Annotated in this window: 15 protein-coding genes; 11 read left to right on the top strand and 4 right to left on the bottom strand. The window is 62.3% G+C overall.

Translation table 11 applies throughout. The annotated features are described in order from the left end of the window. Window positions 1-219 precede the first annotated feature (219 nt). Both EHO51_RS07630 and EHO51_RS07625 read right to left on the bottom strand, forming a co-directional pair. Window positions 220-1,590 carry a HAMP domain-containing sensor histidine kinase gene (locus EHO51_RS07630; RefSeq protein ID WP_124738385.1) on the bottom strand — a complete coding sequence of 457 codons (1,371 nt, stop codon included), beginning with the start codon at window positions 1,588-1,590 and terminating at the stop codon, window positions 220-222. Further along, window positions 1,587-2,264: a response regulator transcription factor gene (locus EHO51_RS07625; protein ID WP_124738384.1), complete on the bottom strand. Its 678-nt coding sequence runs from the start codon at window positions 2,262-2,264 to the stop codon at window positions 1,587-1,589. Before EHO51_RS07625 ends, EHO51_RS07630 begins: the two co-directional genes overlap by 4 nt. Before the next feature lie 720 nt (window positions 2,265-2,984). Here EHO51_RS07625 and EHO51_RS07620 point away from each other — a divergent pair. From EHO51_RS07620 to EHO51_RS07595, 6 genes are all read left to right on the top strand, one after another. Next, window positions 2,985-5,342, top strand: coding sequence for a TonB-dependent siderophore receptor (locus tag EHO51_RS07620; protein ID WP_124738383.1), 2,358 nt, complete (start codon window positions 2,985-2,987; stop codon window positions 5,340-5,342). 2 nt (window positions 5,343-5,344) lie between these two features. Then, on the top strand, window positions 5,345-6,550 hold the full coding sequence (locus EHO51_RS07615) for a PepSY-associated TM helix domain-containing protein (protein WP_124738382.1): 1,206 nt from the start codon (window positions 5,345-5,347) through the stop codon (window positions 6,548-6,550). A gap of 50 nt (window positions 6,551-6,600) precedes the next feature. Next, the gene (locus EHO51_RS07610; RefSeq protein ID WP_245434798.1) at window positions 6,601-6,921 is read left to right on the top strand and encodes a hypothetical protein; all 321 of its coding nucleotides are present in this window, start codon (window positions 6,601-6,603) and stop codon (window positions 6,919-6,921) included. After that, complete coding sequence (locus EHO51_RS07605) at window positions 6,918-9,035, top strand: TonB-dependent siderophore receptor (RefSeq protein ID WP_124738381.1); 2,118 nt, start codon at window positions 6,918-6,920, stop codon at window positions 9,033-9,035. The genes EHO51_RS07610 and EHO51_RS07605 overlap by 4 nt, the downstream gene beginning before the upstream one ends. 316 nt (window positions 9,036-9,351) lie before the next feature. After that, window positions 9,352-9,870 carry a DUF421 domain-containing protein gene (locus EHO51_RS07600; RefSeq protein ID WP_124738380.1) on the top strand — a complete coding sequence of 173 codons (519 nt, stop codon included), beginning with the start codon at window positions 9,352-9,354 and terminating at the stop codon, window positions 9,868-9,870. A 164-nt stretch (window positions 9,871-10,034) separates the two neighbouring features. Further along, the gene (locus EHO51_RS07595) at window positions 10,035-11,810 is read left to right on the top strand and encodes a CocE/NonD family hydrolase (protein ID WP_124738379.1); all 1,776 of its coding nucleotides are present in this window, start codon (window positions 10,035-10,037) and stop codon (window positions 11,808-11,810) included. 20 nt (window positions 11,811-11,830) lie between these two features. Here EHO51_RS07595 and EHO51_RS07590 read toward each other — a convergent pair whose 3' ends face one another. Beyond that, window positions 11,831-12,193 carry a DUF983 domain-containing protein gene (locus EHO51_RS07590; RefSeq protein ID WP_124738378.1) on the bottom strand — a complete coding sequence of 121 codons (363 nt, stop codon included), beginning with the start codon at window positions 12,191-12,193 and terminating at the stop codon, window positions 11,831-11,833. Between the two features lie 215 nt (window positions 12,194-12,408). Between EHO51_RS07590 and EHO51_RS07585 the strand changes: the two genes are divergently transcribed. Beyond that, entirely contained in the window at window positions 12,409-14,673 is a 2,265-nt protein-coding gene (locus EHO51_RS07585) for a ComEC/Rec2 family competence protein (RefSeq protein WP_124738377.1), read from the top strand. Window positions 14,674-14,785: 112 nt separating this feature from the next. Here the strand turns inward: EHO51_RS07585 and lexA are convergent, their stop codons facing one another. Continuing rightward, window positions 14,786-15,496 carry a transcriptional repressor LexA gene (gene lexA, locus EHO51_RS07580; protein ID WP_124738376.1) on the bottom strand — a complete coding sequence of 237 codons (711 nt, stop codon included), beginning with the start codon at window positions 15,494-15,496 and terminating at the stop codon, window positions 14,786-14,788. A gap of 218 nt (window positions 15,497-15,714) precedes the next feature. On the opposite strand from lexA, the gene gltX reads away from it, so the two are divergent. From gltX to EHO51_RS07560, 4 genes are all read left to right on the top strand, one after another. Next, window positions 15,715-17,139 (top strand): glutamate--tRNA ligase, encoded by a 1,425-nt coding sequence (gene gltX, locus EHO51_RS07575; protein WP_124740081.1) that lies wholly within the window; start codon window positions 15,715-15,717, stop codon window positions 17,137-17,139. A 312-nt stretch (window positions 17,140-17,451) separates the two neighbouring features. Then, the gene (locus tag EHO51_RS07570; RefSeq protein ID WP_124738375.1) at window positions 17,452-18,738 is read left to right on the top strand and encodes a citrate synthase; all 1,287 of its coding nucleotides are present in this window, start codon (window positions 17,452-17,454) and stop codon (window positions 18,736-18,738) included. Between the two features lie 159 nt (window positions 18,739-18,897). After that, window positions 18,898-20,406 (top strand): YcjX family protein, encoded by a 1,509-nt coding sequence (locus EHO51_RS07565; RefSeq protein ID WP_124738374.1) that lies wholly within the window; start codon window positions 18,898-18,900, stop codon window positions 20,404-20,406. A 76-nt stretch (window positions 20,407-20,482) separates the two neighbouring features. Continuing rightward, window positions 20,483-20,710, top strand: a complete 228-nt coding sequence (locus EHO51_RS07560) for a dodecin (RefSeq protein ID WP_018408140.1) — start codon at window positions 20,483-20,485, stop codon at window positions 20,708-20,710. Window positions 20,711-20,723: the final 13 nt, after the last annotated feature.

The following is a 20,723-nucleotide window of genomic DNA, read 5'->3' as shown; positions in this document are numbered from 1 at the left end:
TCCGTTGGAAGGTGTGGCCGCAACAGCGCTTACGATGTAGCTGGCCATTCCGGATGCAGAAGAGGCGGCGGCGCCTCCGCGTCAGCTAGGAATCCCTCTACCTTCGCCATTACCGCTTGATAGCCCCTCGTGACCGTCATCGCTGCCACTGTTGGTTAACCCGCAGTAGGCGCGAGAACGTCCAAGTTTCTCTCCATCCCTCAATATGATTTGACAGATTCAATCGAGTTCGATCGTGGGGAAGGCCAGCTTGAAAGTTGCGCCGCCGCCGGGCGTTTCCTCGACCCAAATGCGGCCGCCATGCGCGTCGATTAGCTCCCTGGCGATGGCGAGACCAAGGCCCGTGCCTGGAATAGAATCATTCTTGCGCCAGAAAGGTTCGAAGATCAGATCGCGGTCCGTCTCTTCCACGCCGCCACCGTGATCGATTACTTCGATGGTTGCGTTCTCGGCGACGCGAACATGCACGGCGCCGCCTTCCGGCTCGGCGCGAAGAGCGTTGTCGATAACGTTCGAGATAACGGATTCAAGCGCCGGCCGATTTCCCTCTATGAGAACAGGCGCGCTGGGCGCGTCGAGAACGATCTGGCGCCGCGCCTTCAGCGCCAGAAGCGCTGCGTCGGCAATGATCGTTCTCGTCAACGCGACGAGGTCGATCGTGTGATCACGCCTTGTCGATTGTTGATCGAGCCGCGCGGAAGCTAGCAACTGCTCGACGATGTTGCGTATTCGCCGATGATCGCGTTTTAGATCATTCTTAAAGGTTGGCTCCTCAGGCGCATCAAGTCGCACGCCGAGCACATTAATGGGCGTGCGGAGTTCATGCGCGGCATTTGCCGTAAAACGCCGTTGTCGGGCGACGCCGGCATCGAGCCGCGCCAAAGCGTCGTTTACCGCGTCGACGAGGGGGCCAACTTCGCTCGATACGTCATTTGCATCGAGGCGTTGGTCCAGGCTGTTCATGTCGATTCGTGACGCCTGCACCGCCACGCGTCTGAGCGGCCTCAATCCCCACCGCACGGCGAACCAGGCCGCGCCTGCCGACATCAAAATCGCCATGACCAGGTAGGCGGTCAACCAGCGCGTTTCCTCAATGGCGGCGTCGACAATGTCGCCCAAACGAAATTTCTGTCCGTAGACGGCGATGTGAAGGCGCCCGAAGGGAGTCCATTCCGGTTCCATAAGGCCCCTACGAATAGCGCTTGGATCGCCAGGCAGGATGAAATGCACATGGGTTGGGCTGATCTCGATGAGAGGCTTCAGCATCGCGATGAGCTCTGGCGAGGAACCGGCGATTGGGTCACGGCTCAGGCTTCGGAACGCCGCGAACTTCATGGCGGGCGCGCGCTTCAGATCTTCTAGCAGGTCCGGCGTCGGCCTGATCTCCAGCATTTTATCTTCATTTATCGCCAACGATGCGATGATCTGCTTTTTTGCGCGAATCGCCGACAACTCATCGAGCGATGTGGCGAAAAATTCTACTCCCGTAAGGCCGATGCCGATCGTTACCAGCCAAGCGATCGGAAAGGCTATAATTTGTGCAAGGAATAGACAGCCGACAATGCGCAATACGAGCGAATGCCGTCTCAATCAAGCAACTCCGTCACCATATAGCCAACGCCGCGAATAGTGTGAATGGCGACGCCAGCGTTCAACACGATGAGCCGTCGCCGCAAGCGCGACACCGCCATATCGAGCGTGTTGTCCTGAACGTCGTCGTGTGGAGAGAAGACCTCGTCGAGAAGAGTCTCGCGCGAAACCACACGATTGACTCGCCGCAGAAGAGAATCGAGCAGGACCAATTCCCGCCGGTGCAGCGTGACGATTCTGTTCGAGATACGGACGTCACGCGTCGTCGGGTCAAAAGACAGCGCGCCCACGACGATCGGCTTTGGCGCGCCGCTTCCCGGACGCCGAACGCAGGCCCGTATTCTCGCGACCAACTCCTCTCCCTGGAATGGCTTCGTCACATAGTCGTCGGCGCCGAGATCGAAACTCGACACTTTGTCCGCCATGTCGTCCATAGCCGTCAGCATCATGATGCGAATGCCTGGCCGCAGTTCTCGCGCGAGCGGCATGAGCGACAGGCCATCGCCATCAGGAAGACGACGATCGAGCAGAAGGAGGTCGTAATTTGAGCCTTCGACGGCTTCTCGCGCAGCGCTCAGACAGCCGGCTTGATCAACGTCGAAACCGGCCTGGGCGACTAACGACGCCGTCAAACGCGCCGCATCCAGCTCGTCTTCAACCAACAATATTCGCATGTGGGCGCCGCTCCCCTTCGCGCCGTCGATTATCGAATTTGGTCGCTAAATTCGCAAGACAGGACAGACTCCCGCGAAGGGCCGGCTGTTGCCCGAAAGACACAGTGTTTTGAATTCGCGCCAAAATTTCTCGCGTCAGACTCATGTCAGGCGCATCAGTCCCACTTTGGCTATTTATTCTCCACCAGGCGAAGCACGGCGATGATGCGGCAAACCGGAAGTCACGCGACAAGGACGAGCGAGAACGCTGATAGGCGGCTCGCACGCGTTCGCGCGGTTCTGTTCGGCTTTGTCGCGTTTGTCATGGCGCTTCAGGGTCTTGCCCTGACCTCGCCCGGGGGGCGAAGCGATTCACAAGAGGAAGTTGTCGCAGCGGTCGCCGTAGATTGCGCGCAAGGTGACACGCGCTCGCCAGCGAGCGACGGGCGACCGCACCAGTGCTCTCTGGCTGGGCTCTGTTGCTTGGCGAGTTGTGACGGACACGCGTCGTTTGGTCTCCCGGGAGCGGCATTTAGCCTGGCGCCCTGGCGCCGATTGGCGGCTGACGCTGTTAAGCCGCGCGCTCCCGCACGGAGCCGACTCGCGCTTGCCGGTTGGGCGAGCGCCTGGTCCTCGCGCGCCCCGCCGCGGCAGGCCTGATTCGCGACTCGCGTCCTAAGCTCAACCTGCTTTTTCTTCTCGTCTGCTCGAGCGCCGTGACCGTCGCTCTGGAGTTTCTCAATGAACTCGTCCGTTCTCCTGCGCGGCGTTTCCGCCGGCGCGCTGTTGCTCGCCTTCGCCTCTGAATGCGCCCGCGCTCAGCAAGCCTTGCCTACGATCAGCATCGGAGGGCGGCAGCGCCCGCCATCGGTTCACGTGTCGGGACCGCCAACGGGAGAGCCCGCCACATCCGATTCCGGTCCGTCCAATTTTCCGAGCGAGCCGAAGACGCCCGCTGAAGGCTATGTCGTAAACGACGCCATTACCGCCACCAAGACCGACATCCCAATCAGGGAAACGCCTGTGTCGGTGAACGTGGTCCCCAAGCAAGTGATGATCGACCAAAACAATACAACGGTCCAGGAAGCGCTAGAGAACGTGCCGGGCGTGCGGTCCAACAACAACGAGGTCGAAGGATACAACTTCAAGATTCGCGGCTTTCAGAGCCTCAACATCTATCGCAACAATCTGTCGTTCGGCAATGTCAACCCCGGTATCCTCGACACCGCCAATCTGGAGCGCATTGAGGTGCTTAAGGGGCCAGCGTCGGTACTTTTCGGACGGGCCGAGCCCGGCGGATTGATCAATCTGGTGACCAAGCAGCCGCTCGATCGCGCCCGCTACGTTGTCGATCAACAGTTCGGATCGTTCAGCTGGTATCGCACGCAGTGGGATTTCACCTCTCCAGTCGCTGAAGTTCCAGGGCTCGCCTACCGTCTTTCAGGCGCCTATCAGAACAATGGCTCATTTCGCGGATATTCAGGGGGCGGAGAGCGCGTGATCGTCGCGCCGGTGGTGAGCTACCGCCCGAGCGCCTGGACCGAACTCACTCTCGAAGGACAATATTCAGGTCAGAAGGCGCAAAGCGACGTCGGGATCCCGACAATCGGGCCGAGACCCGCGCCAGTCCCGTTGAGCCGCTCGTTCCAGGAGGCTAATGATCCGCGCGACCGCTTCGAGAACTATCTAATCAGTTATAAATTCCGTCAGAATCTCAATGAGGATTGGAAGGTCACCAACCGCTTTCTTTACGCCGCCGCCCCCATTTTCGATAAGCCCAATATCACGCCGCTCTGCGTCACGCCAATGTGTATCGACACGGATGGGCGAACGCTGCAACGCATCGGGCAATACCAGTTCGCGTCCGCTCGTACCTTCTCGACCAATATCGACCTAGAAGGAAAGTTTGAGGCGCTTGGCGGCAAACACACATTTCTGATGGGGCTCGATTATCTGAACACCTATTACGACTACTACTTCGCCAATGGCGCCGCCCTGTATCCGATAGACATTTTTTCCCCGATCTATGGAACGGTCCCGTCCTTTGCCTATTTCGATTCACAAATCGGATCTGGATTCAAATTTCATTCGTCTGTGCTCGCCAGACAAAAAGGGCTTTATGTCCAGGATTATGTCACATGGTTTGACCGTCTGCATGTGCTTGTCGGCGTCCGCTACGATGTAGCGGACCAAACGATAGGAACGTCTTCGAGCTTTGAGAACGGCGGCGGCGTTTACGATGCGAGCAAGGACTTGGCGATCGCCAGTCGACTGCGATCGCCGACGGCCATCGACAGGGGTTGGAGTCCGCGCGCTGGCGTCGTCTACGACATCCTTCCCCAGGTCAGCGTTTATGGCAGCTACTCAAGATCCTTCGGTCAGAACAACGGCTTTACCGCCGACAGACAGCCTTTGGGGCCGCAGCGTGGCCTGCAATGGGAAGTCGGTCTGAAGGCCGAGCCTCTGCCGGGTCTGAGCGCCACGCTCGCCATCTTCCAAATCACCAAATCCGGTGTCCCGACACGAGATCTCGCGTCATTGGCCTCGATGGCGCAGAAGCTTGCCGGATTGCAGCGCAGCCGCGGCATCGAGTTTGACGTAATCGGCCGCATTACCGATCGCATGACGATCGTGGGCAACTACGCATTGATCGACGCGAAGGTTATCGCCGACAATCCGGTGAATCGGTTGAACCCTTTTGGCTTTTACGATTCCACGATCTTCGGCGAAGGGGGCGGCCTTCTCGGCAACCATCTCGATAATGTGCCGCGCCATTCGGGCAAAATCTTTCTGACCTACGCTTTTGGCGACAACGGCCTCGGGTTGCGCGTCGGCGGCGGCGTAACGGCCTCGACGCGGGCGTGGGGCGATATCCAAAACACATTTGTGCTGCCGGGATGGGCGCGTCTCGACGCCTTCGCGAGCTACGCGACGCTGGTCGAAGGCTATAAGGTGACCGCTCAGCTCAATCTCAAGAACATCAATAACGCGCAGTATTTCACCGGTGTGGACGATTTCTTCAACTACAATGTTCCACCGCTGAATGCCATTCCCGCTAATCCCTTCACCGCGACTGGGCAGATCAGAGTGGAGTTCTAGCGATGCCGCGCGCGCTGTTCGTATGGCTGCATCGCTGGGCGGGACTGGCGATGGCGGGCTTCCTGATCGTGGTCGGCCTAACGGGAAGCCTGCTCGCGTTCTGGGGCGAGTTGAACCACTGGCTGACGCCGGAACTTTATCCCGCTCAACGCGCTGGGATAGAACTCGACGCGGCGACGCTGGCGCGCCGCGCTGAATCCATCGTCCCGCAGGCGCGCGCAGCAACTGTCTACATGGGCCATCCAGGCTCGGTCTCGATCGGCATGGAGGCGCGCGACGGCGCGTCGCCGCTCGATTTCGAATTTCTGCACCTCGATCCGGTCGACGGCCATGAACTCGGGCGCGTCACGTGGCATGGATTGCCGACACGCAAGAACGACATCCTGCCGTTCGTCTATGGCCTTCACATGTATCTCGCGATGAGCGGCATCGGCGACTGGATTCTCGGCGCGGTGGCGCTTGTCTGGACGCTCGACTGTTTCGTCGGCTTCTACCTGACGTTGCCGGCGGGCGGCGAGCGCTCGCGCAAAGGATTCTTCGCACGCTGGAAGCCGTCTTGGCTCATCAAGCTCAAGAGCTCTGTCTATCGCGCCAACTTCGATCTGCATCGCGCGAGCGGCCTGTGGCTCTGGGCGCTGCTCCTCGTCTACGCCTGGTCGAGCGTGTTTTTCACACTGCCGAATTTCTATACGCGCGCGACGCAAATCGTCCTCGATTACGAGGCGCCCGTCTGGGCGCAGGACGGAACGCCGCAAAATGATGCGCGCGCGCCGATGGAATGGGAAGCTGCGCAAGCGACCGGCGAGCGGCTGATGGCGGAGCAGGGGCGCCGACACGACTTTACGATCGAACACCCGCTGGCGCTCTACAATCTGCGCGACAAGGGCCTTTACGAATATCGCGTGCGTTCTTCGCGCGACATCGGCGACAAGGCGGGTTCGACCTCGATCCTGTTCGATTCACGCTCGGGCGAACTGAAGACACTCAGTCTGCCGACAGGGCATCGCAGCGGAACGACGCTGACCACCTGGCTCGTCGAACTGCATATGGCCAATCTCTTCGGCCTTCCCTATCGCATCTTCGTTTGCCTCCTTGGCCTCGTGATCGTGATGCTTTCCGCCACGGGCGTTTACATCTGGTGGAAGAAGCGTTCGGCGCGCCTCGCGCATGTGCGGCGCAGGATTGCGCGGCCGGCGCCGGCGGAGTGACGGCCTGCGGTTTTGATGCGGATGTGTTGTTTATTGCGATGGAGCGACAATTGGATTTCGATTGCGCCAAGAGGGGAAGTCTTGTCCAGAATCTGCGCCGCGCGCTGCCGCTGTCGGCCCACCCACGGGCGGCGCTCATCGGCTTTCTGCGCGAACGCGGCGTCGTCACGCGCGGAAAGCCGCGGCTCGTCGTCCTCGATATTTTCGACGCCGGAGCGGCGGGCGGCCTGATGTGCCGCTTCGCCATCACTGAGGATGGCGACGTTGCAAGCTTCATCGCGCCGCTGGCGCAAGTCGCGCTCCAGCGCAAACATCCCGCCGCCCGTTTGCGCGTCGGGCGGCAGCGACAGCCGCCGCCTGTCGCCCCATGAGGGCGACGCTCGTCGCTTTGCTTTTCCTATGCGTCGGCGCCGCGCAAGCGCGCGCCGAGGAAGTGCTGGAGGACGCGCGCAAGGAGAACGTGCAAAGCGCGGGCAAGAGGCGCGTCAAGGAGGAGACCGGCGCTAAAGAGCAACACCAAGAGCCGGGCAAGGAACGGTCCAACGAGCAAAATGGGGCGCGCAGCCAGGTCGAACCACGCGGCGCCGACGCGCCCAACGCCCAGACGCTGGGGCGCGACCAGAGCGGCGTCTATGTCAACGCGCCGGCGACCAATAGCGCCTATTCGCCAAGCTTCGTCATGCGCGGCTTTCCGAGCGGACTGACGCTGTTCGACGGCGCCTCGCATGGATTCACCGCCCAGGACGTCGATCTCTCCACCGTCGATCACGTCGAATTCTACAAAGGCCCAAGCGCCATGCTGTTCGGCAAGGCGTTAGGGGGCTACGGCGGCGCCGCCAATTACATCCGCAAGGCGCCGACGCAAGAGACCTTCGCCCATGCCGTCGCCACCAAGGCGAGTTTCGACGTCACAAGGTTCACCGCCGACGTCAATACGCCGCTCAATGACGAGAAGAGTCTGTTGTTTCGCTTCACCGGCTCGGCGCAGACGCTAGGCAGTTTCGTCAATTTCACGCGCACCCGCAGCTTCGATATTGCGCCGATGATCGCCTTTGCCGCCGATAACGGCGACCGCATCAGCCTGCGCGCCGAGCACAATGGCGCAAGGCTCGTCTGGCGCGACGGCTTGCCTGCCGATCCGGTGTTTCTGCATGTCCCCAAGGAGTTCTACGCCGGACTTCCGGCGAATGAACATGAAACCCCGTTCTTCGACGATCTCACTTTGCGCTATGAGCACGCCTTCAACGCCGACTGGAAGGTCGCCGCGGTCGTCGACTATTTCCTCTACGCCAGCCGCTGGGGCTGGTTCACCGGCTGGGGCTATGACGGCTTTCAGTCGGTCGTCTTCGGCAATCCGGTGCGCGCCCGCACCGCCAACCGCAGCTTCGATGCGCAATTGCGCCTCAACGGGCGTTTCGACACCGGCTTCCTCGCCCACAGCGTCTTTCTCGGCCTCGAACATTGGGACTTCTATTTCGGCTACAACAATGACATCGCCCGCTATCAGGCGGCGCCGCTCAACATTTTCGTGCCCATCTATTCGCCGGGCGTCAGTTACGCGGGAGCCTTCTGGTCGAACGGCGTCGCCCGGGCGATCAGCCGTTCGGTCTATGGCCAGGACCTGATCGATCTCAACGAGAACTGGCGCATTCTGATCGGCGGGCGCTACGATCTTCTCGCCCAGCGCGAACGCGTCTTCGATCCCTTCGGCGCGCTGACCGGAGAGCCGACATCGAGTCTGAGCAAAGGGACCAGGGGCTATTTTTCCCCACGCGCCGGCATTCTCTATCGGCCCAATGAGGAGACGCAGTTCTTCGCCGCTTACGGCAAGTCGCTGATCCCGAACACCGGCGTGCGCATTCAAAGCGGCGAAGCGCCGCCGCCGCAGCAGGACACCCAGTTTGAGCTGGGCTTGCGGCGCGAGTTTCTGGATCGCAAGATGAGTTTCGAAGTCGGGCTCTTCGACATCACCCGCGACAATGTCGCGATCCCCAATCCAGCCAATCCGAGCGGTTTCTATTCGGTCGTCACCGGCCAGCAACACAGCCATGGCGTTGAGGTCAATCTCGGCGGCGAAATCCTGCCGAACCTCAAAATCAACGCCGTCGCCACCTTCCTGCATGCGCTCGTCTCGAAGGACGATAATGTCCCGTCGCAGCAGGGCAGCGATCTCCTCGGCGCGCCAAGGCGCGTCTATAGTTTTTCCGCCAGTTACGCCTTCGACACGGGCGAGCTGAAAGGGCTCGAATTCGGCGCAAGCTACTATTACGCGAGCCGCCTCGAGGCGACGCTGCCCAACACCTACGGCTTCACCCTGGCGCCCCAGCAGATGCTCGGCGCCTCGCTCGCTTACAGCTTCAGCGACAATCTCAAAATCGAACTCAACGCGGCAAATCTCACCAACCGCCCGAACTGGACCTCAAACGGCGCTCTCTTCCATGGCGAGCCAACGACCATCGCCGCCACCCTCATCTGTAAATATTGAGGTAGGGACGGGCCGCATCCGTGGAGCGCGACATGCCCGCCAAAAGCGGATCGATCGCGCCTCGACGCGGATCGGGCGGCGGCGGAAATCGAATAGGCCGGGCCGATGCTCACCCCGCCCGCGCTCGCCACATTCGCCCGACAGGCGCGAAAGCGGATGCGTGACGCCAAAGGCGGCTACCGTCGTCCGAATTGGCGCGCCCAAGGGGCTTGCGCATCCGCGTCGCGGATCCGTCGCCGCGGAACGCTTGATTCCCCGGGGAACCAATGGCCGATCCCAGCGGTTAGGCGCAGGGGCCTGCCGGGTGAGATTTTCCATGTTCTTTCATAGCCTCTATGACCTCGAGCGCATCGCCGTGATCGGCGTCCTCGCTTATATTACGTTGATCGTCATGCTCAGATTCACGGGCAAGCGCACGCTTTCAAAAATGAATGCATTCGATCTGATCGTTACTGTCGCGCTCGGTTCAACCTTGTCGGCCGCCATCCTCAACAATCAGGTGTCGCTTGTCGAATGCGCGCTCGCTCTGGCGCTGCTGTGCGCGCTTCAATATGTCGTGACCTTCACTTCGGTGCGCTCGAAGATATTCGCCAAATTGGTGAAATCGGAGCCGGCGCTGCTTTATTTTGAAGGGCGCTTTCTTCCGGAGGCGTTACGGCGCGAGCGCGTCACCGAGAAGGAGGCGTTTGCGGCGATGCGTAGCCAGGGCGTCGCCGACTTTGATCGCGTGAAAGCGGTCGTGCTCGAAACCGACGGCAGTCTCAGCGTCGTGCAGGATAAGGGCGGGGGTCTCGATACGCTACGGGACGTGCGCGGAGTTGCCGAGAGCAAATAGCGTTTCCCTTATAGCGTTCCGCTTGCGGTCCGGGCGCCCTAGGCGATACAGCCAACGCGAAATGACCGACATCACAATGCTGATGAGGACGGCAGCGCGCGAATGTTGTATCGCGCGCCTTCCGCTGTGCGCCGCGAGACGCTCGTAATTCAAAGGGAGGCGCCATGTCCGAGTGGCTCGACAATCTCATTCCCATCAAGGCGCCGGAACTGACGCACGAACAGCTCGCGGGCTGGCGGCCGACGCGCGCCGCAGCCGAGGGGCTCGGCTGTCGCCTTCTCGCCGACCAGCGCATAGAGGCGGCCGGCGGCGTCACCCTGTCGGCCGATGTTTATACCCCGAGCGCGCCGGGCCGCTATCCGGCGATCGTCCAGTTCGCCGCCTATACGCGCGAGCTGCACACCGCCGGCGCGCCAACCGGCAGCAATGAGATCGGTTCGCCGCCCGTCTTCACTTCCCGCGGCTATGTCCAGGTCGTGGTGGAGCGGCGGGGCATGGGCCGCTCAGGCGGGATGCAAAATGTCTTCCTGTCTCCTGAGGACGTCGACGACCATGAACAGGCGATCGCCTGGGCCGCCGCCCAGCCCTGGTGCGACGGGCGTGTGGCGCTGTTCGGCACGTCGTACTACGGCATGACGCAGCCACTCGTCGCCATACGCCGTCCGCCGGCGCTGAAGGCCTTTTTTTGCAACGAGATCTGCACGGATTATTTCCGGCATCTCGTGCAGTTTGGCGGCGTCTTCAACCTCTATTTCTGCAATCTCTGGATGGGCGCCAACTTCACGCCAGCAATGTATGGCCTGCGCGTGCCGCCGATCGTCCGGGCGCTCCTCAGCCATGTCTTCAACTCGCCGCTCAAGCGCTTGTGGCGACCTTTGCTGATGAAGCGGATGGACGCCATCTACCGCGCCTTCATGTCCAAAACGCCGGTCAAGCCGGTGCGCGAATGGTACGCGAACTGGATGCTCGACGGAAAATCGCGAGAGACTTGCCTGCTCCAGTCCGGCCCTTCGGGAGACCTCGGCAAGATCGAGATCCCTTTCGTCGTCGTGCAGAATCTCGGCTATTTCAACCTACACCAGTTCGGGACCTATGATCTGTTCCAGAACGCCGCGACGCCGGTGGACCGCAAATGGATGATCCTCGCGCCGCCGCGCTACGAGCTTCCGGTCTATGCCTGGCAATTGGAAGCGCTCGCCTTTTTCGATCATATTCTCTACGGCGTGGACAATGGCTACGCCAGCCAACCGGCCGTCCGCTACTGGCTTGACGGCGAGGAGCGGTACGTCGGCGCCGCCGATTTTCCGGCGCCGGGAACGGCGCAGCGGCGCTTCTATCTCGCCTCGGGCGGCGCGGACGACGCGCGACATAGATTGGCGGAGACGCCGGGGGAGGGCGAAAACCGCTGGGCCGCCGTTCCGCTGGGCCTGCCGGTGCTCGGCGGGTTCGATGAAGTGGCGAATCAGACGCTCACATTCGAAATGATCGCAGCGCGGCCGATGACGCTCGCCGGCCCCGTATCGCTCAATCTCGTCTTCAGCTCCAATGAGATCGATTCCCATCTCGTGGCGCGGCTCAGCCGCCTCGCCAAGGACGGCGCCTACAGCCTTCTCTCGCTTGGAGCCATGAGTCCGGCGCGGCGGCGGCGTGATCCGGCGCGCGATACGGCCTGTGAGATCGTGCATGACACATCCGTGCGCGAGCACTTAGAGCCGGGTAAGCCGGTGACGCTCTCCTTCAGCCTTACGCCTGGACCGAGCCGGCTTCAGCCCGGCGACCGGTTGCGACTCGACGTGGCGAGCCGCCTCGATCTACTACGGAGCGACGTCAGCCACGGCTATGTGCATTTCGACATGCCGGGGCCGCCCTATTTCGCGCGCAATACATTGCATTACGGGCCGGATACTTATCTTACCGTGTCCGAGGCGCCGGCGGCGTGAGAGCCTATTACAACGCGAATCTATGAATTCGGCTTCCTGGACAGCAGCCATAGCGCCGAGATGAAAAATCCCTTCGTAAGCGGGAGCAGGAGCAACACGAGCGCGATCGTTAGCGGCACAACGATCAACATCTCGACGGCGTAGGAGAAACGGCTGCTGCTCTCCAATATGAAGAGAAGCGGCACGACTGTAATCGTCACGGCGCCGACGGTCAGCCATGCTGGGCCATCATCCGCATCGAGGCCCGCAAAACTTTCCCGGCAATGCGCGCAAGACTCGCGCGGCTTCAGGTAGCTCGCGAACAGCTTGCCCTTGCCGCAGTTTGGGCATTTTCGCGTCAGTCCGCGAAACAAGGATCTGCCCGGCGATGGATCGCTGTTCATTGACGCCAAACCGATTGAGAGCGATCGCCGCGCCGCTGCGCGCTGATCGCATTGCAAGTCCATCTCAAGCGTGGATCTCGCTTCTGATTTAAGGGGATAGGTTTTTATGGCGCCTCAGGCAACCGGGAATGGGAGCGGTGGTTTAGGGACGGCGCAAGACAAGGGACGCGGTCGGCGCTAGTCTCTTTCCCGTATTTGTGCGGGGCCGGTCATTCTTGAACGACATTTCACGCACGGCTGAACGGGAGGAGCGCGGCCGCGATCTTTCATCGCGCGTCTTTCCGCTGCGGGTGCGAGGATTGGCCGAGGCCTTGCGCACGGCGCTGGAGCAGGAGCGGGCGCTACGCCGTCCGTTTCTCTGGCTGGTCGTCGCGTCAGGCGGCGGCGTCGTGCTCTATTTCTCGGCCGAGCGTGAACCTTCGCTGGCGCTTTGCCTTTGCGCGCTCGCCGCCTTTGCAATCTTGGCCGCGCTTACGCGCCGGCACGCCCGCGCCCATGCGCTTTTCCTGACGCTCGCTTTCATCGCCCTTGGCTTTGCGTCGGGCGCCTGGCGGACGGCGCGCGTCGCGGCGCCGATCGTTCCACGCGTCGGCATCGGTGAGCTGACCGGCTTCGTCGAGGAGGTGGATCTACGCCGGGCCGGCGCGCGCTTTATCCTGCGCGTCGCGAGCGCCGAAGGCTTTCCAGACGACATCGTTCCCTCCCGCGTGCGTCTGACGACGCGCGGCGAGCCGAATTTTTCGGCCGGCGACTTCATCGCCTTCAAGGCGCGGCTGATGCCGCCGGCGCGGGCGGCGCTCCCCGGGGGCTATGATTTCGCGCGGGACGCATTTTTTGCGCGCATCGGCGCGGTCGGCAACGCGCTTGGACGAATCGAGACGATGTCACCGCCCGAACCGGCGCCATTTTCGCTGCGTTTCTTCGCGCACGTCGACCATATGCGCAACGCCCTGGCGATGCGCGTCTATCGAATCATCGAAGGCGACGCCGGCGCGATCGCCGCCGCGATGGTGACGGGCAAGCGCGACCTGCTGTCGGAAGACGCCAAGAGCCTCATCCGCCGGGCCGGAATTTTTCACATCATCACCATTTCCGGCGTTCAGATGACGCTCGTCGCCGGCATCTTCTTCGTCGGCTTTCGGCGCCTGTTGGCGACGTCGCAAACGCTCGCTCTGAATTATCCGATCAAGAAATGGGCGGCGGCGCTCGCCATGCTCGGCGCCATTCTCTACGACATCGGCACGGGCTCGCGCGTCGGCACCGAGCGCGCGCTAGTGATGACTCTCATCATGCTTGCGGCGGTTCTCTTCGATCGGCCGTCGCTGTCGATGCGCAATCTGGCGCTTGCCGCGCTCTTCATCATCGCTTTCGAGCCGGAGGCGTTGCTCGGCGCAAGCTTTCAGCTCTCCTTCGCGGCGGTGGCGGCCTTGATCGCGGTGTACGAATGGCGCGGCGAATATCTCGCGAAGCGCCGCATCGACGATCGCGCGCCGCAAGGGCGATGGGGCGCGCTCCGTGAAAGCGTCGCCGAGCGCCTGCTGCACGGACCGGGCGCGGCGATCTTCGCAACGCTATGTGCGACCTCGGCGACCGCTTCCTTCATGGCGAATGATTTTCATGAGCTCAGCCCCTATGTGCTGATAGGCAATCCGCTGACGTTGGCGATCATCGAATTCTTCGCCGTTCCCTGCGCGCTCGTCGGCGCCGCGCTTTACCCCCTGGGCCTCGACGGCTTCATCTGGCGCTATCTCAAGCTCGGCATCGACCTCGTGACCTATCTCGCCGGGCTGATCGCCAGCGCGCCCGGCGCGAGCCTGCCGGTCAAAGCCTTTGCGCCCTGGGCGATCCTGTTCCTTTCGCTTGCGGTCCTGTCGCTCGTGCTATGGCGCACTTGGGCGTGGCGCGCGCTCGCCATTCCTCTCGCCTTGATCGGACTGATGGGCGCGAGGAGCGGCGCGCCGTTTGATCTGGCCGTGCCGGCGACCGGAGAATCGGCGGCGCTGCGCCTGCCGTCCGGACAGCTCGCCGTCCTGGGGCAAAAACCGAGCGCTTTCGCCGCGGAACAATGGTTGCGCGCGGACGGCGACGCGCGCCAGTCCGCGGATGCGAGGAGCGGCGTCGCCTGCGACGACACGGGTTGCGTGGCGAAGGCCGTCAACGGCCGCTTTGTCGCGCTCGTCGCCGGGCGCGGCGGCTTCTTCGAAGACTGCGCGCGCGCCGCCGTCATCGTGACGCCGCTCTACGCGCCGTTAGGCTGTGCGGCGGAAATCGTGATCGATCGCCGCAGACTGTCCGAAACAGGGGCAGTGGCTTTGAGGTTCAAGGCGGAGGGCGTCGAATGGACGACGGCGCGCGCGATCGACGAGGATCGGCCCTGGTCGCCGGCGCCCCGCAATCGCCGCGCATCCGGATTTACCGCGCCGCTGAGCGATGAAGAGCGCAGCGCGGAAGATGCGCGCGCAATGGAGCCGCTTGAGTAGGGCGGAGCAATTCACGCGTCATTGCGAGGAGCGTAGCGACGAAGCAATCCAGGGGGAGGCCTCAAAGCGCTGGATTGCTTCGCTTCGCTCGCAATGACGGCGTTGCCAGAAACTAATATTTCCGCAGAAGGCTCACGAGCCTGCCCTGAATGCGCACGCGATCGGGGCCGAAGATCCGCGTCTCATAGGCGGGATTGGCGGCCTCCAACGCGATCGAGGCGCCGCGCTTGCGCAGGCGTTTCAGCGTCGCTTCCTCATCGTCGATCAGCGCCACGACGATGTCGCCGGTGTCGGCGCTGTCCTGCTTGCGGATCACGACCGTATCGCCGTCGAGAATTCCGGCTTCGATCATCGAATCGCCGCGCACTTCGAGCGCGAAGTGCTCGCCGCTCGAGAGCAGGTCGGGCGGCAGGCTGATGGTGTGGCTACGATTCTGGATGGCGGAGATCGGCGTGCCGGCGGCGATGCGCCCCATGACCGGAATGGCGACCTGACGTTCGCTTTCGTCCTCAAAACGTTCGCTGAGCGGCCGGACGCGCCCGAGATTCCCCTCGATGACGGACGGCGAGAACTTGCCGTTGCGCCCGCCCGCGGTGCGCGGCGTGGCCGATTCAGGTAGACGCAGAACTTCGAGCGCGCGGGCGCGATTGGGCAGGCGGCGGATGAATCCGCGTTCCTCAAGTGCGAGAATCAGCCGATGAATCCCCGACTTTGACCGCAGGTCGAGTGCGTCCTTCATCTCGTCGAAGGACGGCGGCACGCCCGACTCCTTCAGACGTTCATGAATGAAGCGCAATAGATCGTTTTGTTTTTTGGTCAGCATCGCCGCACCGCCCCGCAAGCCGAATCGTTGATTTTGGCTGAGCCGCAGCTTCTGGCTCGATAACCTAAACAAATCATGAACAGAACGATATCGGTTCTTACTGCGTTCCGCAAGCCATATGTTCACGCTTTGGTTAAACCATCATCGTGACGATCTATGTTCGCTTCGCGTGCGCCGTGTTAGACGGGCCGACCCAAATCGAGGAATTCGCCGCGCTCATGTCACAGGTCGTCACCCGCTTCGCTCCGTCGCCCACCGGCTTTCTGCACATCGGCGGGGCGCGCACGGCGCTGTTCAACTGGCTTTACGCTAAGAAGCACGGCGGCCGGATGATGCTGCGTATCGAAGACACCGACCGCGAGCGCTCCACGCAAGCGGCGATCGGCGCCATCATCGATGGCCTGCAGTGGCTCGGCCTCGAATGGGACGGCGACATCGTCTACCAGTCCGCGCGCGCCACGCGCCATGCCGAGGTCGCCGAAGAGCTGCTGGCGCAGGGACACGCCTATCGCTGCTACGCCACGGCGCAGGAGCTCGAGGAGATGCGCGAGAAGGCCAAGGCGGAAAAGCGCCCTTGGCGCTACGACGGCCGCTGGCGCGATCGCGATCCCTCGGAGGCGCCCGCCGGCGCGCCCTATGTCGTGCGCATCAAGGCGCCCCAGGACGGCGAGACGATCGTCGACGACGCCGTGCAGGGACGCGTCGTCTTCCAGAACAAGGATCTTGACGATTTCATTCTGCTGCGATCGGACGGCGCGCCGACCTACATGCTCGCGGTCGTCGTCGACGATCACGACATGGGCGTCACGCAGATCATTCGCGGCGACGATCATCTCACCAATGCTGGGCGACAGACGCATATCTATCAGGCGATGGGTTGGACGATTCCGGCCTTCGCGCATATTCCGCTGATTCACGGACCGGACGGCGCCAAGCTTTCGAAGCGCCATGGCGCGCTCGGCGTCGACGCCTACCGCGCGATGGGCTATTTGCCGGCGGCGCTGCGCAACTATCTCGTTCGATTGGGGTGGTCGCAGGGCGACAAGGAGTTCTTCACGACGCCGGAGATGGTCGAGTCGTTCGATCTTTCGCAGGTGCACCGTTCGCCGGCGCGTTTCGATTTCGCCAAGCTTGAAAATATGAACGGCCATTATCTGCGCGATAGCGATGATGACGAGCTGTTGGACTTGCTCATCGCGACGCTTCCCTATCTCGAAGGCGGCGGCGCGGTCGCGCAGGCGCTCGACGAGGGGACGCGCGCGCAGTTGCGCGCCGCCTTGCCGGGCCTGAAGGCGCGTGCGAAGACTTTGAACGAACTTCTCGACGGCGCGGGCTTTCTCTTCGCGCAGCGTCCGCTGTCGCTCGACGCAAAGGCGGCGCAGCTGCTTTCGGCGGAAGCGCGCGCGCGGCTTGCGCAGCTTGTCGAGAAACTTGCAGGGCTTCCAAACTGGACGGCCGCAACGACGGAAGCGGTCGTGCGCGATCTCGCGACAGCACTTGGCGTCAAACTCGGCGATCTCGCACAGCCTTTGCGCGCCGCGCTCACCGGCCGCGCGACGTCGCCCGGCATTTTCGACGTTCTGGAAATTTTGGGGCGCGAGGAAAGTCTTGCGCGAATTTCCGATCAGGCTGTCGTCGGGTAACCCGTCGCGTCGCTGCGGCCTTGGCGCGCGTAAAAATCGCTGACGCGATTTTCGGCGCCGCGCCGTTTTCCGCGCCACTGCGAAACACATAGCCCTTATTCGCGAGGCATACGCGAAACGGGTGGCGCACGCTTGACAGCCCTTGCGGTTGATATAGCTTTTTGCACCGCACAACAAACCGAATGCAACGCATCGGCGTGCGCGTGAAAGCGACGACATCGCGAATGTGACGCAATTCATGCATAGCGTTCGCGCGCGTCGCGCCGCGATCCGGCTCGTTGCGAGCGCGGGGCGGTTGAGAGGGGAGTGGGTATGCCGGAGAAGAATGCTATCTTCACAGTCGGCGACGGATCGGTCGATTTGCCGATCAAGGATGGCACGCTGGGGCCGTCCGTTGCGGACATCCGCAATCTCTACGCCGAAACCGGCATGTTCACCTTCGATCCGGGATTCACCGCGACCGCGTCATGCGAATCGAAGATCACCTTTATCGACGGCGAAGCCGGCGTTCTGCTCTATCGCGGCTATCCGATTGAACAGCTCGCCGAACACGGCGACTTTCTCGAAACCTGCTACCTGCTGCTTTATGGAGAATTGCCGTCCGCCGCCGAGAAGGCGAATTTCGACTATCGGATCACGCGCCACACAATGGTGCATGAGCAGATGGCGCGATTCTTCCAGGGGTTCCGCCGCGACGCGCATCCGATGGCGGTGATGGTCGCCTCCGTGGGCGCGCTCTCGGCCTTCTATCACGACTCAACGAACATCGCCGATCCCACCCAGCGCATGGTGGCGTCGACGCGCATGATCGCGAAGATCCCGACGCTCGCGGCGATGGCCTATAAATATTCGGTCGGCCAGCCGTTCGTTTATCCAAAGAACGACCTCGACTACACGTCGAACTTTCTGCGCATGTGCTTCGCGGTTCCCTGCGAGGAATATAAAGTCAATCCGGTGCTGTCGCGCGCGCTCGACCGGATTTTCATCCTGCACGCCGATCACGAACAGAACGCGTCGACCTCGACCGTTCGACTGTCCGGCTCGTCTGGGGCGAATCCTTTCGCCTGCATTGCGGCGGGCATCGCCTCGCTGTGGGGACCGGCGCATGGCGGCGCCAATGAAGCGGTGCTGAAAATGCTCGCGGAAATCGGCACGCCGGACCGCATTCCGCAGTTCATCGCGCGCGCCAAGGACAAGAACGATCCGTTCCGCCTCATGGGCTTTGGCCATCGCGTCTATAAGAATTACGATCCGCGCGCCAAGATTATGCAGCGCACGACGCGCGAAGTGTTGAACGAACTCGGCGTCAAGGACGATCTGCTCGACGTCGCGCTGGAGCTCGAGCGCATCGCGCTGCACGACGATTATTTCATCGAGAAACAACTCTATCCCAACATCGACTTCTATTCCGGCATCACGCTCAAGGCGATGAATTTCCCGACGGCGATGTTCACCGTGTTGTTCGCGGTCGCGCGCACCGTCGGCTGGATCGCCCAGTGGAAGGAGATGATCGAGGATCAGGGTTCGCGCATCGGCCGTCCGCGTCAGCTCTATACGGGCGAGAAGCAGCGCGACTACGTGCCGATGTCGAAGCGGTGATGATGTGCGCCGCGCCGCGGTAGGAGCTCGTCTCCACTCCCATCCGGCGCGGAATCGTTCTGGCCAGCCTTCACCTTGGTTTGCAGCGCGACATGTTCTCACCAGCGTCTCTTGTGGGGACGCGACGTGATGCTATAGGTCGGCGGACCCGGAGCGCCCTTGTCGCAATTATCCGATCTGCTGTTCGAAACACGCATCGCCACCGAGAGCGTCGCCGACTTTCTCGCTGGCGGCCGCCTGCGGCTTGGCGTCACCGGCCTGTCGCGCTCCGGCAAGACCGTCTTCATCACCGCGCTCGTGCACCATTTGACGCGGGCGATAGCGGCGCGGCCGGAAAGGGGCGGCGAGAGCAAGACTCAGCTCCCGGTGTTTCGCGCGCTCGCCGAAGGCCGCATTACGTCGGCGCATCTCGATCCGCAGCCAGATTACAGCGTCCCGCGCTTCGCTTACGAGGAGCATCTCGCGGCGCTAACCGGGCTAGACCGGCATTGGCCGCAATCGACGCGGCGGATTTCTGAACTGCGGGTGACGCTGGAATATCGCTCGAAGGGCTGGTCGCTGCGCAAAGGCTTCGGCCAGGGCCCGACGCGACTCGACATCGACATCGTCGATTATCCCGGCGAATGGCTGCTCGATTTGCCGCTCCTTGGCAAATCCTACGCGCAATGGTCTCACGAGACGCTCGAGGCCGCGAGCGCCTCCGCGCGGGCGATGATCGCAAGCGAGTGGCGGGGCCTGACCGCGAATACGGACGTCAAGGCGCGCTACGACGAAGAAACCGCCCAGAAGCTGGCGCAGACCTTCACCCAATATCTGCGTCTGGCGCGCTCCGAGCGTTTCGCGCTCTCAAGCCTGCCGCCGGGCCGGTTTCTGATGCCGGGCGATCTCGAAGGGTCGCCGGCGCTGACCTTCGCGCCGCTTCCCGTGTCGGAGGGCGAAGAGTTGCCCTATCGCAGCCTCGGGCGCGAAATGGAGCGACGATACGAGGCCTACAAGTCGCAGGTCGTGCGGCCGTTCTTTCGGGATCATTTCGCCCGGCTCGATCGGCAGATCGTGCTCGTCGACACGCTTGCGGCGCTCAACTCCGGTCCAGAGGCGGTGCGCGATCTGGAGACGGCGCTGACCGGCGTCCTGACGGCTTTTCGCACCGGCCGCGCCAATCTGTTCTCCACGATCTTTCGCCCGAAGATCGACCGCATTCTCTTCGCGGCCACAAAGGCCGACCATCTGCATCACACGAGCCATGACCGGCTCGAAGCGATCCTGCGTCACCTGACCGCCCGCGCCATAGAGCGCGCGGAGGGCGTGGGCGCCTCGATCGACGTGATCGCGCTCGCCGCCGTGCGCGCCACCCGTGAAGCGATGGTGCGGCATGAGGGCGATAAGCTCTCGGCCATTGTCGGCACGCCTGTTGCTGGGGAGCGCATTGGCCACGAGACTTTCGACGGCGTGGCGGAAGGCGCCATTTTCCCCGGCGAGTTGCCGGCGGATCCGCGCGACGTGTTTAAAGGCGAGGCGCTGGCCGTTTCCGATGAAGAGGCTGACTTCCGCTTTCTCAAATTCAGGCCGCCGGCCGCGGCGCTGGGCGCCGACCAGAAGCCGCTGCCATTGCCGCACATCAGGCTCGATCGCGCGATGGAGTTTCTTTTCGGCGACCGATTGAAGTAACGCCGCTGTCGGCGGCGAAGTCCGCGCTACCTATCGAAGGCAAAGCCGTTAGACATCTGAATTGAGGGAGCTTCATATGGAAGGTCATGTCTATAAGGTCGTCGAACTCGTAGGGTCCTCGCCGGACAGCGTCGAGGACGCCGTGGCCGCGGCGCTCAAGCGCGCCGGCGAAACCTTGCGTAACTTGCGATGGTTCGAAGTCGCGCAGATTCGCGGCAACATCAATAAGGGCGCGGTCAGCGACTATCAGGTGGTGCTGAAAGTCGGCTTCACGCTCGACCGCGAAGACGAGAGCATGGGATAGCGGAAGCCGCTGA

This window comes from Methylocystis rosea (genome assembly GCF_003855495.1).
Taxonomy (GTDB): Bacteria; Pseudomonadota; Alphaproteobacteria; order Rhizobiales; family Beijerinckiaceae; genus Methylocystis; species Methylocystis rosea_A.
The sequence above is the reverse complement of the archived record's forward strand: the minus strand, read 5'-3'. Positions and strand labels throughout refer to the sequence as shown.